This window comes from Methylophilus sp. DMC16 (assembly GCF_056314045.1).
In genome coordinates this window covers 786338-802265 of record NZ_JBQUZC010000001.1, presented here as the reverse complement: position 1 = coordinate 802265, position 15928 = coordinate 786338, and the positions used below count along the sequence as shown (strand labels likewise).

Here is a 15928-nt window from a genome sequence, read left to right as displayed (position 1 = left end):
ATAGTGACATGAAATAAAAAAGGAGGGCTATGCCCTCCTTTTTTCACTTCACTCAGCTAATTATTCGTTACCTTTGGATAACAATACTTTGGCATTGAACTGAATATCTTTCTTGGCTTTGAGTGAAGCCACATAAGCATGTGACATCTCTGCCCCCAGTGCAATCTGATACACTTTAAAGGCTCTGTCAGCCACATCTGGCTGGTCTTTGAGCTTCTGGTTCACCGCAATCACTTTAATCACGGTATAGCCTTTGTTGGCCTCGTTAAAGCCATAGTATGCTGGCAGTGTATGTGTGTTGACCTTGAACACATTTCTCATCACACCATCGCTCAAGCCCTGCGCATTTCTGCGATCAACCGTCACGGGCGTAATCCAGTCTGCATTGCTTGCTTTACCGGCTTTCAGCTCAGCCAACAAGGCCTCGCCTTTTTGCTGCACCAATTTATCTGCGGCTTCAGCTTTGAGCAAGCCTTCAATACCGGCTTTTACTTCATCAAAGCTACGAGGCGCTTCTGGGCTGTACTCAACCACTCGTGCAGATACCAGGTTATTCGGTGATACCTCAACGGCTTCGGTATTGCGTTTATCTTTAAGCACGTCATCGGAGAACACCAAGGAAGCAAAACGATCGCTTTTGAAGAACTTGGCGACTTCATCTTTGCTCATGGCTGGAGAAGACTGCAATTGCAGGTTAAATTTCTTGACCGCTGGCTCCAGGCTGCCAGATTGCTCATACACAGTATTGCCAAAATCATCGGCCAATTCTGCATATTTAGCTTGTGCTTTCTGGAACAACAATTCGGCTTTGATTTTGAGCTTCATCGAATCAAAATCAGAAGATTCGCCTGTAATGCCTGTCAGCTTGATGATATGGTAGCCGAACTCAGATTCCACCAAATCGCTGATATCGCCAACTTTCATCGAGAAAGCTGCATCCTCAAAAGACTTGACCATCGCACCACGGCCAAAACTGCCTAAATCGCCGCCCTTGCCTGCTGAGCCTGTGTCTTGTGAAAACTCAATTGCCAGCTTTTCAAAACTCTTAGGATTGGCCTTGACCTGCTTGAGAATGGACTCTGCCTTTTCTTTGGCAGCGGCTTTTTCAGCAGACGTGGCAGTGCTATTAAAGCCGATCAAAATATGGCTGGCCTGACGTTGTTCATTGCCCTGAAATTTAGCCGCATTTTCATCATAGTATTGCTTAACTTCTTGGTCAGTCACGCTGACTTGACCCATCAGGCCTGCAGCAGAGAGCAAAGCAAACTGTAACTTCACCTTGGCTGGTGCAATGAATTTAGTTTTATGCTGGTTGTAATACGCTTGTACCTGCTCAGGCGTCACCGTCACCTGATTCATAAAGTCAGCTACTTTAATATCGGTCACGCTGACTTCACGCTGTTCAAACTCGGACATCAGCGATTTCTCAGCGACTTTTTTTGGCATAAAGACCAGATTGCTCAGGCCTTCTCTTACCTGCTGGACCGCGAGGTCTTTGCGTATGCTCTGCTCAAATTTGGCTGGTGTCAGCTTGTTTTGTGTCAGCAACTGGTTGTAGGTTTCCTCAGAAAACTTACCGTTGCTTTGAAACTCGGGCATGCCAAGAATATGCTGGCTGAGTTGCTCGTCACTGATTTTAAAGCGGTAATCATGAATCGCACCCTCAATCAGCCGACGTGTAATGATGCCTTCCAGCACAGATTGCTTGAAAGCCGGGCTTTCGAGCAAAGCCGTATCGACTTTTTGTCCCTGGGACTGCATATAGTTACGCGCATTTTCCACGGCGTTAGAATATTCCTGCAGGGATATCTTCTGGCCATCAACTTTGGCCACTGCAACCTGCCCACCCGCCTGATTCAAATAGGAGTCGATGCCAAACAATGCAAACGGCACCACAATCAGTGCCAGAATGATTTTTGCCATCCATCCTTGTGTATGTTTTCTAAGTGCTTCCAACATTTTATCGTTTCCATTACCTGATTTTTTGCAACAGCAAACTATACCATAAAGCGATTAAAACCGCCTGAGTGCAACACCCTTCAGGCATTACACCCAAAGATTTGATCCAAAAATAAACCGTACGTTAGCCAATGCACTCGATCAAATAAGCGCTGGAGGTCTGAGAGATTAAAACGAATGGGAAAGAACAGCAGTCGATACTGACAAACATACAAGATAAACCTGATTCCAAATTTGGAATATCAAGTGAACAAATGAGAAGTGTTTTAATCGAATAAAAAGAAAAAAGCCCTGAATAATCAGGGCTTTTATTTGGCGGAGCGGACGGGGCTCGAACCCGCGACCCCCGGCGTGACAGGCCGGTATTCTAACCAACTGAACTACCGCTCCCGGTAATCGTTAAGCTGAAATTATAACATTGTTTTTTATAAAATCAACTAATTTTTTTAATTACTTATTCGGTACTTAGCATTGCTAATTAAAGTAACTTCTTAAGTACCGTGTCACTCAAAAAATTAAGAGCGCAAACTTCGCACTCTTAATTTAAATTGTTTGGTGGGTGCTAACGGGGTCGAACCGCTGACATTCGCCTTGTAAGGGCGACGCTCTACCAACTGAGCTAAGCACCCGTAACAACCACTGGTGTTGCTACTGCAGTTAAGCAACAAACGCTGCTCAACCAAAGAATGCTAGTTTACAGCATCTTTAAGGCCTTTACCAGCCCTAAATTTAGGAGATTTAGCAGCTTTGATGTTAATTGTTGCGCCGGTACGAGGATTACGGCCAGAACGGGCAGAACGCTCACCTACATAGAATGTACCAAAACCAATCAAGGTCACCATATCACCTTTTTTCAATGCACCGGAAATAGCCTCAGTTGTTGCATCCAGAGCACGAGCCGCAGCGGCTTTAGAAATACCAGCAGCACTTGCAATATGATCTATCAATTCTGATTTATTCACGTGTTTCCCCTAATAACTAGTTAAAAAGACAGGTACATCCTGTACCGTCTTTATATCAAGCCGCAAAACGAGCTGTCAAGCGGTATTCCGGCCTTTTGACAATAATTCGCATCAATTTTACTAATGCGTGACAGCTTGCTCGGCATTCCCTTCGCCAGCGGCAACAATCTCGACTGCAGGCGCTTCCACAGCCAACGGTTGCGGTGCTCTTTCCAGCGCAAGATCCAGGACCTGATCTATCCACTTCACGCAATGAATGTCGAGATCCTTTTTGATGTTGGCAGGGATTTCAACCAGGTCCTTTTCATTAGCTGAAGGAATCAATACCGTTTTAATCCCTCCACGGTGAGCGGCAAGCAATTTCTCTTTCAAGCCGCCAATCGCCAGCACTTCCCCACGCAAGGTGATCTCGCCTGTCATCGCCACGTCTGCTCGGGCTGGAATGCCCGTCAGCACAGACACAAAGGCAGTGGTTAAGGCAATACCCGCACTTGGACCATCTTTAGGCGTCGCACCTTCTGGCAAGTGGATATGAATATCCTTCTTCTCGTAAAAGTCGGTCGGAATACCCAATCCTTCTGAACGGCTACGTACCACACTCATGGCCGCAGTGACAGACTCTTGCATCACATCGCCTAACTTACCTGTGGTGATCGTTTTACCCTTACCAGGCAAAGTCACCGCCTCAATGGTCAACAATTCACCGCCTACCGAGGTCCATGCCAAGCCTGTCACCTGCCCTACCTGGTTATCTTTAGCGGCAACACCAAAGTCATAGCGCTTGACGCCCAGGTATTGCTCAATATTCTTGCTGGTGATGTTAATCTTTTTAACGGTTTTGGTTTTGCCTTTTGCCAGCAATTGCTCTTTGACTGCTTTACGGCAGACCTTGGCAATTTCCTGCTCCAGGCGACGCACCCCCGCTTCACGGGTGTAGTAACGCACGATATCGCGCAGCACACTTTCCGCCACCGAAATATCGGTAGACTTCAAGCCATGGGCTTTAAGCTGCTTGGGTAACAAGTAGCGTTGCGCAATATTGATCTTCTCATCTTCGGTATACCCTGACAGACGAATAATCTCCATCCGGTCCAATAACGGCTCGGGGATATTCATACTGTTAGCCGTCGCGACAAACATGACGTCGCTCAGGTCATAATCAACCTCGACATAGTGGTCAGCAAAGGTATGGTTTTGTTCTGGATCCAACACCTCCAGCAAAGCTGAAGACGGATCACCGCGCATGTCCTGGCCCATTTTGTCGACTTCATCAAGCAGGAACAACGGGTTTTTCACCCCAACTTTAGTCATGCTTTGCAGCACTTTGCCTGGCATGGAGCCAATATAGGTACGGCGATGGCCGCGAATCTCCGCCTCATCACGCACACCGCCTAAAGCCATGCGCACAAACTTACGGTTGACCGCTTTGGCGATACTCTGTCCCAGCGAGGTTTTACCGACCCCTGGAGGGCCCACCAAGCACAAAATTGGGGCTTTGAGCTTGCCAACACGCTGCTGTACTGCCAGATATTCCACAATACGCTCTTTGACTTTATCAAGACCATAGTGATCCGCATCCAGAATCGCTTCTGCTGCCTGCAAGTCTTTGCTGATTTTGGTTTTCTTTTTCCATGGCAGATTTAACAGAGTATCAATGTAGTTACGTACCACAGAAGCTTCAGCTGACATCGGTGACATCAGTTTCAGCTTCTTGAACTCGGCGGTGACTTTGGCTAATGCTTCTTTAGGCATGGCTGCGTTTTTAATGCGCTGGTCCAGCTCTTCCATCTCGGCATTTTCATCCTGCTCACCGAGTTCTTTCTGGATGGCTTTCACCTGCTCATTGAGGTAGTACTCGCGCTGACTTTTTTCCATCTGCCGTTTAACACGGCCACGGATGCGTTTTTCAACCTGCAGGATGTCGATTTCAGACTCCATCAGGTAGAGCAAATGCTCCAGACGCTCAATCACGCTGAGCATCTCAAGCACTTTCTGCTTTTCTTCCAGCTTGAGCGTCAAGTGGGCTGAAATGGTATCAGCCAAACGACCAGGCTCGTTAATTGTTGCCAGCGAAGTCAGAATTTCGGGGGGAATCTTTTTATTCAGTTTGACGTATTGATCAAACTGGGTCATGACCGTACGCATCAAGGCTTCGGCCTCTTTGTCATCCTGATCTGTTTGCTCAACTTCTTCACCCAAGGCCATGAAGCACTCGTCAGTCTCCACAAAATCGGAAACGCGTACGCGATGCAAGCCTTCTACCAGGACTTTCACTGTACCATCCGGGAGCTTGAGCATTTGCAGCACGGTCGCCAGGGTACCGATTTCATACAAATCTTCAGCCACAGGATCGTCTTTGTTGGCTGACTTTTGAGCAACCAGCAAAATCTTTTTGTCACCCTCTGAAGCGCGCTCCAACGCTTTGACCGATTTAGTCCGGCCAACAAACAATGGAATCACCAGGTGGGGATAGACGACGACATCGCGCAAAGGCAATAAAGGGATTAAAGCGTTTTCCGGTGTCTCGGAGTCAAGCAAAGTGTGTTCTGTCATAGCGTCTTTCAATAAGTGTCAAAGGAACAAGTCCTTTGCATATAGATGGGAACATTCTTTGAGAATTCAAGAGAGCAAGCATCTCATGCTATTAGATGCTATCTTGCAATAGCCGGACGGCTATTGCAAGCGGGATTTAATGTGCGTTTTCAACGCGTTTTTGTGCATCCTGATAAATCAGAATTGGTTCGGAGGTGTGTTCAATCACGCCAGCATCTACAATCACTTTAGACAAGTTTTTGAGAGATGGCAGCTCATACATCAGGTCTAGCAAAGCGTGCTCGAGAATCGAACGCAGGCCACGTGCACCGGTTTTACGTTCCAGCGCTTTTTTAGCAATTAGACGCAAGGCAGACTCTTCAAACTCCAGCTCAACGCCTTCCATTTTGAACAGCTTCATGTATTGCTTGGTCAGCGCGTTTTTGGGTTCTACCAGAATCGTCATCAGTGCAGCCTCATCAAGAGACTCAAGTGTCGCCACGACTGGCAGACGTCCAATGAACTCAGGAATCAAACCAAACTTGATCAGATCTTCCGGCTCCACTTCACGCAAAACTTCGCCAACCGCGCGTACATCTTCTTTGCTCTTCACTTCGGCACCAAAACCAATACCGCCTTTTTCTGAACGGTGACGAATGACTTTTTCCAGCCCGTCAAAAGCGCCGCCGCAGATAAACAGAATGTTGGTGGTATCCAACTGCACAAACTCCTGATTAGGATGCTTGCGTCCACCTTGTGGTGGCACCGAGGCAATCGTGCCTTCGATCAGTTTCAACAAGGCCTGTTGCACGCCTTCACCAGACACGTCACGGGTGATTGACGGGTTATCAGACTTACGGGAAATCTTGTCGACTTCATCAATATAAACAATGCCGCGCTGTGCTTTTTCTACATCGTAATCACACTTTTGCAGCAGTTTCTGCATGATGTTTTCAACATCCTCACCCACATAACCGGCTTCGGTCAGTGTGGTCGCATCCGCCATCACAAAAGGCACATCCAGCAAACGTGCCAAGGTCTGCGCCAGCAATGTTTTGCCAGAGCCGGTTGGTCCAATCAGCAAAATGTTGCTTTTTTGTACCTCAACATCATCTTTGCCAGACTGGTTGCCGTCAGACAAAGGGTTATACCCCAGACGTTTGTAGTGGTTATACACCGCAACAGACAGATTTTTTTTCGCCTGTATTTGGCCAATCACATACTGATCCAAAATAGAGCAGATTTCTTGTGGCGTCGGCAATTTTTTGTCTGCGGACTTGATTTCGTTAAGGCTCTGGATTTCTTCACGAATAATGTCATTGCATAAATCAACGCATTCATCACAAATAAACACAGAGGGGCCTGCAATCAGTTTTTTCACTTCATGCTGACTTTTGCCACAAAACGAGCAATATAACAGCTTCTCGCTGTCAGATTTGTTTGCCATGCTATTCCCCTGCTAGTTACGCGCTGATTAAGCAGCGCTACGTGCGGCAATCACCTGATCTACCAAACCATAAGCTTTGGCAGCGTCAGCACTCATAAAATTGTCACGATCGGTATCGTTGGCAATGGTTTCAATACTTTGGCCAGTGTGATGGGCCATGATGCCATTGAGTTTGTCCTTGAGGTACAAAATCTCTTTGGCATGGATCTCGATATCAGACGCCTGGCCCTGGAAGCCACCCAGCGGCTGGTGAATCATCACGCGTGAGTTAGGCAGGCAGAAACGCTTGCCTTTCGCACCAGCGGTCAGCAGGAACGCGCCCATGCTGGCCGCTTGACCGATACACAGCGTGCTGACATCGGGCTTGATGAACTGCATGGTGTCATAGATAGACATCCCCGCAGTGACCGAGCCACCGGGAGAGTTAATGTAGAGAGAAATGTCCTTGTCAGGATTCTCGGCCTCAAGGAACAGCAACTGCGCCACCACCAGATTGGCGGTCATGTCATTGACCGGCCCCACCAGAAAAATGACGCGTTCTTTGAGCAGCCTGGAATAGATGTCATATGAACGCTCTCCTCGGCCACTCTGCTCAATAACCATAGGGATATATCCCAGGCCTTGTGGCTCCATACGTTGTTGCATCATGCCTTCGTTCGCGTTCATATAATTCATGGTTTAAGCACCTGCCATCATCAATTCATCAAATTTAATTTTTTTGTTTGTTACTTTGGCTTTTTCCAACACCCAGGCAACAACATTTTCTTCGGTTGCCAAGGCCGCTGGCTCATCCAGACGTTTCACATCTGCATAATACCAGTTGACCAGCTCTTCAGGTTTCTCAAAGCTTTGAGCGAAAGTATCTACCATCGCACGTACCTGATCGGCATTGGCCTGCAAGTTGTTGGTGTTGACCAACTCAGTTAAAACCAAACGCAACTTGGCATTGCGCTGTGCCTGCGTTTCAAACACAGAAGGCTCCATAGGCACTTGTGCCGGATCCACGCCGCGCTGACGCAGGTTTTGTGCAGCAACCTGCATCAAACGATTAGTCTCGGCCGCAATCACTGCTTTAGGCAATTCAAAGCTGCTCTCATCGACCAAGGCCTGGAAGACAGACTCTTTAACCCGTGCCTTGATACGTTTATCTACTTCTTGCTCAAGGCTTTGCTTGATTTCAGCTTTCATGGTGTCGATGTTGCCATCTTCCACCCCGAGGCTTTTCGCAAACTCAGCATCCACTTCAGGGTAGACTGGCTGCGACACAGAAACAAACTTCACCGCATAAGACACAGCTTTACCTGCCAACTGCGCCGGATTGTGATCTTCCGGATAAGTGATCTCAAATGTTTTTTCGGTACCAGCTTTGCCACCGATCAACGCATCGTCAAATTCTTTCACACGGCCTGGTTCACCGATCACAAGATCAATACCACGGTCGCCAGTACTTTCAACCTGCTCACCATCAATAGAAGCGGTCAAAGTAATGTTAATGCGGTCACCCTTTTTCGACATGCGTTTGACCGGCTCATAGCTCACGCGCTGCTTCACCAACACATCCAATGTTTTTTCCACATCGGCATCGGTCAACTCTAAGGCTGGACGCTCAATTTTGACTTTGCTCAGATCGCCCAGTTTCACTTCCGGGAAAATTTCGAAAGTAGCAATGTATTCAAATTCCTCTGCAGCATCCTTAAACGGAATATGCTCGATATTCGGGAAGCCTGCCACACGCAGCTGATTCTGCTCTACCGCTTCACCAAAGCTGGTTTCTACCGCTTTGGAGTACACTTCATCGCGGACCTGATTGCCGTAGTGCTGGTTGACCAAACCCATGGGCGCTTTGCCCGGACGGAAACCAGCAAACTTGGCGGTACGTGAAATTTGCTGTAAACGTTGTCTGATTTGCCCTTCCAGCGGTGCCAAAGGGACTTTGATTGTCATGCGACGTTCCAAGTTGCTGACTGTTTCAACAGATACTGCTGCCATGCTGAACTTCCTGTAAAAATCGTTATTTAACGATGGGTTATGTAAGTGAGCGCCATTGAATGCGCATTTAATAATGTTTTCACACAACCTGACCACACTCTAAAGGCAGAGGCCGGCGATCAAATGATGAAAAAAGAGCGTAAAAATATAACACAAGTCTGAATTGAAATAAACTTAAAGCCAGTTTAGCGCAACTGCGCACAACACATGGCTAAAGACACTGTACTTTTAAACGACAACCCCATCAAAATGCGAAATACTCACTACATGAATCGAAGATGGGGCTAAGCACTTTAATTGCAAGCCACCTAGCTTAGCAATGTTTACTCGCCATATTAAGCAAGCGCAACAATCGTCTCAATCTCAACCAGCACATCGCGCGGCAATTTGGCTACTTGTACCGTGGAGCGTGCCGGGGTATGCGTGCCGAACACTTCGGCATACACCTGATTCATCGCCACAAAATCATCCAGATTCTTGAGAAACACGGTTGTTTTCACAACTTGCTGCAAACTGCCCCCTGCAGCCTCGATAATAGCCTGCAAATTGGATAGTACTTGACGCGTCTGGGTCTCAATATCGCCATCATTGAGCGTGCCATCCGGGCGCAAGGCGATTTGGCCTGAGGTATAAAGCATATTCCCGACGACAACACCTTGTGCGTAAGGCCCGATCGCGGCTGGTGCATTCGCTGTTTGTACAATATTCATTTTTCGTTCCTTTCAGAGCGTCATTCAAAGATGACTCGCTCAAATCAATCCAGATCATTTGCTTAGGCCGCTCTATCATGACCATTGAACGGCCACCAAAAACAACAAAGGCCTCCGCAAAGGAAGCCTTTAATTTGTATCCTCCCCCATCGGGTGAGGTGGTGCGAAAGGAGAGACTCGAACTCTCACGCCGCGAGGCGCTGGAACCTAAATCCAGTGCGTCTACCAATTTCGCCACTTTCGCATACTGCCATCGTTCGCTGACAATTCGATAGTATACCCTAATTGCATCAGCTTTCACAAACTTGCCGAGTTCAGATTGACAAGCCAGCCGTTCAACTGCAAGATGCCAGATTAATCATCATAAAAACGTTGTTATAGGACAGGATATGCATTCAGCCGAAGAAAACATGCTTAGAGCGGAACTTGAGCTCTTGATGCGAGAGCGTGAAATTTTGCTCAAAATCACCGGGGTGGCTGCCGGACTCATTGCAGAACTCAACACACCGGATTTGCCAATTCGCACGGTGGAAGCTGCTGATTTATTGGCCACGACCATTAATCAGCTGCCAGAAGACCTGTTACAAGACGCGCTGGACGCTGTTCACGCGACCATCGTCAACTAAGTTCTGGTGAAGTGCATGTCTGACATGCGGGCTTGAGATGTGATGCGTCTGCTAGCTTTTGCTTTTCCATGGTTACTGACTGCTTGCGGCACTGCTTTTCAGCCACACCCGATTCCTCAACAAGAAAACATTACCACCATCCATGAAGCGGTGCCGGATGAAGATGGCTTCAAGACGTTTGTTCTAAGCAATGCACCCCAGACCGCCTGGCCTATCCAGACCTGGGATTTGGATAGCCTGACCTTATCTGCGCTTTATTTTCATCCAGCCCTTAAAGTTGCAAAATCCGATTACGCAGTTGCGCTCGCCAGCATCACCAGTGCCGGACTCCGGCCGCAAGTCGGCTTGAACAGCCAGTTAGCGCATAGCAACCAGGCCAATGGTGACATCAGCCCCTGGGCTTATAGCCTGCAAGTGAGTATCCCGCTGATTACTGCTAACAAGCGACAAATCAGCATTGAAATCGCGCAATATCAGGCTGACATCGCCAAAATACAGATCGCGGAAACGGCGTGGATGCTCAGGCAGCAATTGAGCGTAGACTTGATTTTGCTGGCAGAGCAGCAAGCCATGCTGGCAAACTTGAGCAAATTGCAAACAGCACAGGATCAATTGCTGGATGCTTACCAGAAACGGCTGGATGTGGGAGTCGCAGGGCAATCTGACGTGCTGCCGATTCGTTTGCAGCGTGACCAGTCAGCCTGGCAGTTGCAGCAAACCAGTGTTCAAATCAAACAGACCGAGCAGAAAATCTTGCATGATGCCGGACTGACCACACAAAACAACCCGCTGTTTAAACTGGCGCCAGTCCAGCTTTCCCAAATTCTCAAGGAGCGCTTTGCGCATGCAGCGGTATATGCCGATGCGACCACCATACAACATTATGCGCTGACCAACCGCATGGACATTCAACGCGGCTTAGCACAATATGCCAAGGCTGAGTCGCAACTGAAACTGGAGATGGCCAAGCGCTACCCCAACCTCTCGCTCAGCCCCGGCATCATGTATGAATATGGCGATAAAATCTGGTCATTGGGATTGAGCACCATGCTGAACCTGCTCAACCGCAATTCGGATTTGTGGGCACAAGCCGAGCAAGTGAGACTGAATGAAGCTGCGCGATTTTATGCCTTACAGCATCAGGTGATTCAATCTTCAGAGCAGGTGCATGTCAAATACCGCGATAGCGCGCATTTGCTGGTCACATTGACACAAACCTATGAACAGCAAATGCAGAGAAAGGCCCAGCTTGAAAAGCAGTGGCGGCAAGGACTGATCGACAAAGTGGAATACTTGCAAGCCGAAATTCAATTTTACAATGCGCAGCAACGGCTCATTTTGCAGCAAGCCAATGTCATGCGGGCGTTGCAAGAGATTGAAAACGTAATGCAAACACCCATCGCGCTGTCACAGCGCCCGGTGGTCACCCTAAAACAACAGCAAGAGGCAACAGCCAAATGAATAAAAAAGCGCTGTGGATTATTGTGGTTCAGGTTTTACTCATTGTGGTTCTGATATGGTGCGTTGCCATTGTCGGTCGCGACGAGTATGAATCCGTCCAGAATGACGGTGATGAAACCATTGAAGGCCCCTCAAGAGTAAGCGAGCAAAATGGGTTACAAGTGGTCAAATTGAATGCAGCCACGCAAAAAAACAGTGGCATCCAGGTGCAGCCTCTTCAAGCCTATCAATATCATGGCAATATCAAGGTGCTGGGTTCAGTGATCTCAATCCAGACACTGGTGGACTACAACAGCCAGTATCAGCTACTCAAGTCACAATTGGCACTGGCTGAAAACATGTTGCCTAACCATCAACTGCAATACCAGCGTTACAAGCAACTGAACGAAGATGACAAAAATATCTCTGACAAGGCACTACAAGAGGCACAGTCAGTGATGATTAGCGACCAGACGCATATCAAAACGACACAAGAGCAACTCAGGGCGCTCACAGACACCATCGTGGCACAATGGGGCAAACCACTGGCCACCCTCATCACCCAGCAACCTTCGCAAGGCCCGCTCAATGACTTGATCAAGCAAAAAAAAGTACTGGTACAAGTCAGTTTTCCGTTGAATTATGAGGCACCAGCCACCGATTCCGTTGTTTATCTGACCCCAATTCAAGATGAAGTCACCCCCATTCGGGCAGAGTTTGTTTCGCAATCGATCCAAACTGATATCAGCAATATCGGAAAAACCTATTTTTACAGTGCGCCCGCCGATTATTTGCGGGTAGGCATGCGGGTCAATGTGGTTCCGGCCGAGGCCTCGTCAAAATCACTCAAGGGCGTACTGGTGCCTAACCAGGCGATTGCCTGGCACGGGGGCATCGCCTGGATTTACATCAAGACCCAGCCAGATACCTTTTTGCGCAAACCGGTGGCTTCTGACATTGAACTTGAGCACGGCTGGTTCGATACCCATTTAACGCCCGGCACAGAAGTCGTCACCCATGGTGCACAGTTGCTGCTGTCGGAAGAGTTCAAATTTCAGATCAAGAATGAAAATGAAGATTAATCTGCAACTGTTTGAAAAAAATAGAGATTTCAAACCATGATGGCAGCCTTGGTCAGATTTTCCATCCGCTTTTACGGTGTCATCATCGGCCTGGCCCTGCTGGTAGTACTGTATGGTGTTTATAGCCTGCAACAGAGCGACCTGAATGTTTTTCCAGAGTTTGCGCCAACACAAGTGGTGATTCAAACCGAATCGCCGGGCTTGTCCGCCAGCCTGGTAGAAAAAATGGTGACACAACCGATTGAAAACGTGCTCTCCGGATCGATAGGCATCAAAAGCTTACGTTCGCAGTCGATTCCAGGCTTGTCCATCGTCACCGTCGTTTTCCAGGACAAGTCAGACATATACCGCAATCGGCAAATGGTTGCGGAACACCTGAATATGCTGGGCAATCTGCTACCTGCAGGCATTATTCCCAAAATGACCCCACTGACCTCGTCCGCCAGTACCGTTCTCGGGCTGGGTATTACCTCGGAGACGCTGTCGCTGATGGCGCTACGGACCCTGGTCGATTGGCAACTGACTCCGCATTTGATGAGCATACCTGGTGTGGCTGACGTCAATGTCTATGGCGGACAAGTGCGTCAGTTTCAAATCAAGATTGATCCGCGCAAATTGATGCTATACCAGCTGAATGTGCAAGATGTCGTCAATGCTGCCTCCCGCGCAACTGGAGTCAGAGGGGCCGGGTTTATCCAAAATGACAATCAGCGCCTCATTCTGAATACGCAAGGGCAAACCACGACACCACAGCAACTCGCACACATCACCCTGCTCCGCAAACTTGGCCGGACCATTCGCATCAGCGATGTGGCCGAAGTCGCAGAAGGTGCGGCACCCTCCATTAGCAGTGCGGCTATCAATGGCAAGGTGGGCGTCTATCTGTCGGTGCAAGGGCAATTAGGGGCCAACGTATACGCCCTCACCAAACAGCTGGAGCAAAAACTGGCAGAGATACAGCCCAGCTTGCAACGCGCGCAAGCAACCTTGCACACCGGCCTGTTCCGCCCGGCCAACTTTATTGAAACGGCGATTCACAGCCTGCGCTCCGATATATTGATTGGTTCCATACTGGTCATCGCCGTCTTGTTTGTATTTTTGTTCAACGTGCGTACGGCCGTCATTTCTGCCACCGCCATTCCCTTGTCACTGCTAACCGCCATTGTGGTGCTCTACCAGTGTGGTGCAGGTCTGAATATCATGGTGCTGGGGGGGCTGGCGATTGCACTGGGCGAAGTGGTGGATGACGCCATTATTGATACGGAAAATATTTTCCGCCGCCTGCGCGAAAACCGCCAGCTTGCACAGCCACAACCGGTGACAACCGTGGTTTTTCAAGCTTCGATGGAGGTGCGCAGTTCGGTGGTCTACGCCACCATGATTGTCGCGCTGGTATTTTTACCGTTGCTGACCTTGACAGGGGTGGCAGGCAAATTGTTCGCGCCATTGGGCTACGCTTATATTTCTGCCATCTTAGCCTCATTATTCGTCGCGCTCACCCTTACCCCCGCACTCTGTTATCTGTTGCTGGCGAAAGCGCCTTTAGATGCGGAAGAATCACCTTTATTACACTGGCTCAAGCACCGTTATGTCGCCCTGCTCCACCGCATTGAACAGCATTATCAGCTCATTCTGCTGAGCAGCTTTGTGTGTATTGCTCTCGGTCTGGCGCTGCTGCCTTTATTCAGGAGCCAATTTATTCCCTCCCTGCACGAAGGGCACTACGTATTGCACATGACTACCGTGCCAGGGACCTCAGAGCTGCAGTCACTCAAGCTGGGCAATCAGGTCACTAAAACGCTGCTGGAAATCCCCGGAGTGAAAACGGTCGCCCAATGGGTAGGCCGGGCCCCGAATGCAGCAGATACGTTTGGCACACACTACAGCGAGTTTGAGGTCGAGACTGGCACCTTGCCCGGCGCTGAGCAGGAGCGTATTTTTCATGCCATCCGAGAGGAGCTGGCTGGCGAATCCACGGACGAAGAGGATGACGGTAAAGTGGAAGTGGGATTTGTCGGCGCCAATTTTGCCATGAATACGTTTTTAACCGAGCGGATTGAAGAAACCATCTCGGGCTACGCCGCCGGCCTGGTGATTAATATTTACGGCCAGGACCTGGATGCCCTGGACAGAGATGCGCAAAAAGTCGCCAGTGTATTGGCCGGGATACGCGGCATTCGTGATGTCATGGTGCAATCCCCGCCTGAAACGCCAGAGATTGTGATTCGGCTCAAGCAGGAAAAACTGGCATTGTGGGGGTTGCAGCCTATGGACGTCCTGGAGACGGTTAAAGCCTGCTATGAAGGGGTGCCGGTCAACCAGGTTTACATTGGCAATCGCGCGGTCGGTGTCAGCGTGCTGCTCAATGATGCTGCACGCGACGATATTGCCGATATGCGCAACCTGCCCATTTTCAACCCCGAAGGCCAGATGCTCAAGCTGTCTGATGTCGCTTATGTTGCGCAGGAAGGTGGACGGTCAAAAATCCTGCATTCAGGTGCCAAACGCATCCAAACTGTCACCGCCAATATGGCCGGGCGTGACCAGACATTATTGCTTAAACAGATACAAAGCGCTTTACATGAAAAGATGACACTCAATCCCGGCAACTATCTTGAATTTTCGGGTGAGGCTGAAGCTAACGCGCAATCGCGTCAGGACCTAATTGTTCATTCGCTGGTCGCTGGCATCGCCATTTTTCTCATGCTATACATGGCGTTTGGCCGGCTGCGTAACCTGCTGCTAGCCTTTGCCAATCTGCCTTTTGCCTTGATTGGCGGCGTAGTGGTGACCTTTTTTAGTGGCGGCTGGATCTCGGTAGGCACATTGGTGGGGTTCGTCACCTTGTTTGGCATCACGTTGCGCAACTCCATCATGATGGTATCGCACTTCCAGCATCTGGTGGATCATGAAGGCTGTGAATGGAATCTGGAAACCTGCATTCGTGGCGCCTCAGAACGGCTGCCTTCGGTACTCATGACCGCATTGGTGACAGCGTTAGGCTTACTCCCGCTCGCCATTGGCAGCGGCGAACCCGGGCGGGAGATTGAGGGCCCGATGGCGACCATTATTGTCGGCGGGCTGGTGTCTTCAACAATTCTTAATTTGCTGATTCTGCCCACGATCATGCTGCATTTTGGCAAGTTTGAGCAGACAGCCCCTCAATAATGCGCCTGGCTAA

Annotated in this window: 11 protein-coding genes and 3 tRNA genes; 4 read left to right on the top strand and 10 right to left on the bottom strand. The window is 49.0% G+C overall.

What is annotated here, in order from left to right; genetic code table 11:
* Positions 1-60: 60 nt before the first annotated feature.
* The 10 genes from ACT53D_RS03930 to ACT53D_RS03885 form a co-directional block, all read right to left on the bottom strand.
* Positions 61-1959: a SurA N-terminal domain-containing protein gene (locus tag ACT53D_RS03930; RefSeq protein ID WP_476154568.1), complete on the bottom strand. Its 1899-nt coding sequence runs from the start codon at positions 1957-1959 to the stop codon at positions 61-63.
* Between the two features lie 313 nt (positions 1960-2272).
* Positions 2273-2349 (bottom strand) — tRNA-Asp (locus ACT53D_RS03925).
* 163 nt (positions 2350-2512) lie between these two features.
* Positions 2513-2588: transfer RNA gene (locus ACT53D_RS03920), tRNA-Val, on the bottom strand.
* Between the two features lie 60 nt (positions 2589-2648).
* Complete coding sequence (locus ACT53D_RS03915) at positions 2649-2921, bottom strand: HU family DNA-binding protein (protein WP_018985281.1); 273 nt, start codon at positions 2919-2921, stop codon at positions 2649-2651.
* Between the two features lie 120 nt (positions 2922-3041).
* A complete protein-coding gene (gene lon / locus ACT53D_RS03910; protein ID WP_194747641.1) occupies positions 3042-5474 on the bottom strand; it encodes an endopeptidase La in 2433 nt (810 codons plus the stop codon).
* Between the two features lie 136 nt (positions 5475-5610).
* Positions 5611-6900, bottom strand: a complete 1290-nt coding sequence (gene clpX, locus ACT53D_RS03905; RefSeq protein ID WP_194747643.1) for an ATP-dependent Clp protease ATP-binding subunit ClpX — start codon at positions 6898-6900, stop codon at positions 5611-5613.
* A 27-nt stretch (positions 6901-6927) separates the two neighbouring features.
* Positions 6928-7575 carry an ATP-dependent Clp endopeptidase proteolytic subunit ClpP gene (clpP, locus tag ACT53D_RS03900; RefSeq protein WP_275355305.1) on the bottom strand — a complete coding sequence of 216 codons (648 nt, stop codon included), beginning with the start codon at positions 7573-7575 and terminating at the stop codon, positions 6928-6930.
* A gap of 3 nt (positions 7576-7578) precedes the next feature.
* Positions 7579-8889, bottom strand: coding sequence for a trigger factor (tig, locus tag ACT53D_RS03895; protein ID WP_275355307.1), 1311 nt, complete (start codon positions 8887-8889; stop codon positions 7579-7581).
* A gap of 335 nt (positions 8890-9224) precedes the next feature.
* The gene (locus ACT53D_RS03890) at positions 9225-9599 is read right to left on the bottom strand and encodes a RidA family protein (protein ID WP_338654183.1); all 375 of its coding nucleotides are present in this window, start codon (positions 9597-9599) and stop codon (positions 9225-9227) included.
* A 159-nt stretch (positions 9600-9758) separates the two neighbouring features.
* Positions 9759-9843: transfer RNA gene (locus ACT53D_RS03885), tRNA-Leu, on the bottom strand.
* A 145-nt stretch (positions 9844-9988) separates the two neighbouring features.
* On the opposite strand from ACT53D_RS03885, the gene ACT53D_RS03880 reads away from it, so the two are divergent.
* Genes ACT53D_RS03880 through ACT53D_RS03865 form a run of 4 tightly spaced genes read left to right on the top strand, consistent with a single transcriptional unit; the run spans position 9989 to position 15915 of the window.
* Entirely contained in the window at positions 9989-10225 is a 237-nt protein-coding gene (locus ACT53D_RS03880) for a hypothetical protein (RefSeq protein WP_194747649.1), read from the top strand.
* A 42-nt stretch (positions 10226-10267) separates the two neighbouring features.
* Positions 10268-11686 (top strand): TolC family protein, encoded by a 1419-nt coding sequence (locus tag ACT53D_RS03875; protein WP_476154565.1) that lies wholly within the window; start codon positions 10268-10270, stop codon positions 11684-11686.
* Positions 11683-12747: an efflux RND transporter periplasmic adaptor subunit gene (locus ACT53D_RS03870; protein WP_379076170.1), complete on the top strand. Its 1065-nt coding sequence runs from the start codon at positions 11683-11685 to the stop codon at positions 12745-12747. The genes ACT53D_RS03875 and ACT53D_RS03870 overlap by 4 nt, the downstream gene beginning before the upstream one ends.
* A 36-nt stretch (positions 12748-12783) precedes the next feature.
* Entirely contained in the window at positions 12784-15915 is a 3132-nt protein-coding gene (locus ACT53D_RS03865; RefSeq protein WP_476154563.1) for an efflux RND transporter permease subunit, read from the top strand.
* The last annotated feature ends 13 nt before the right edge of the window (positions 15916-15928 follow it).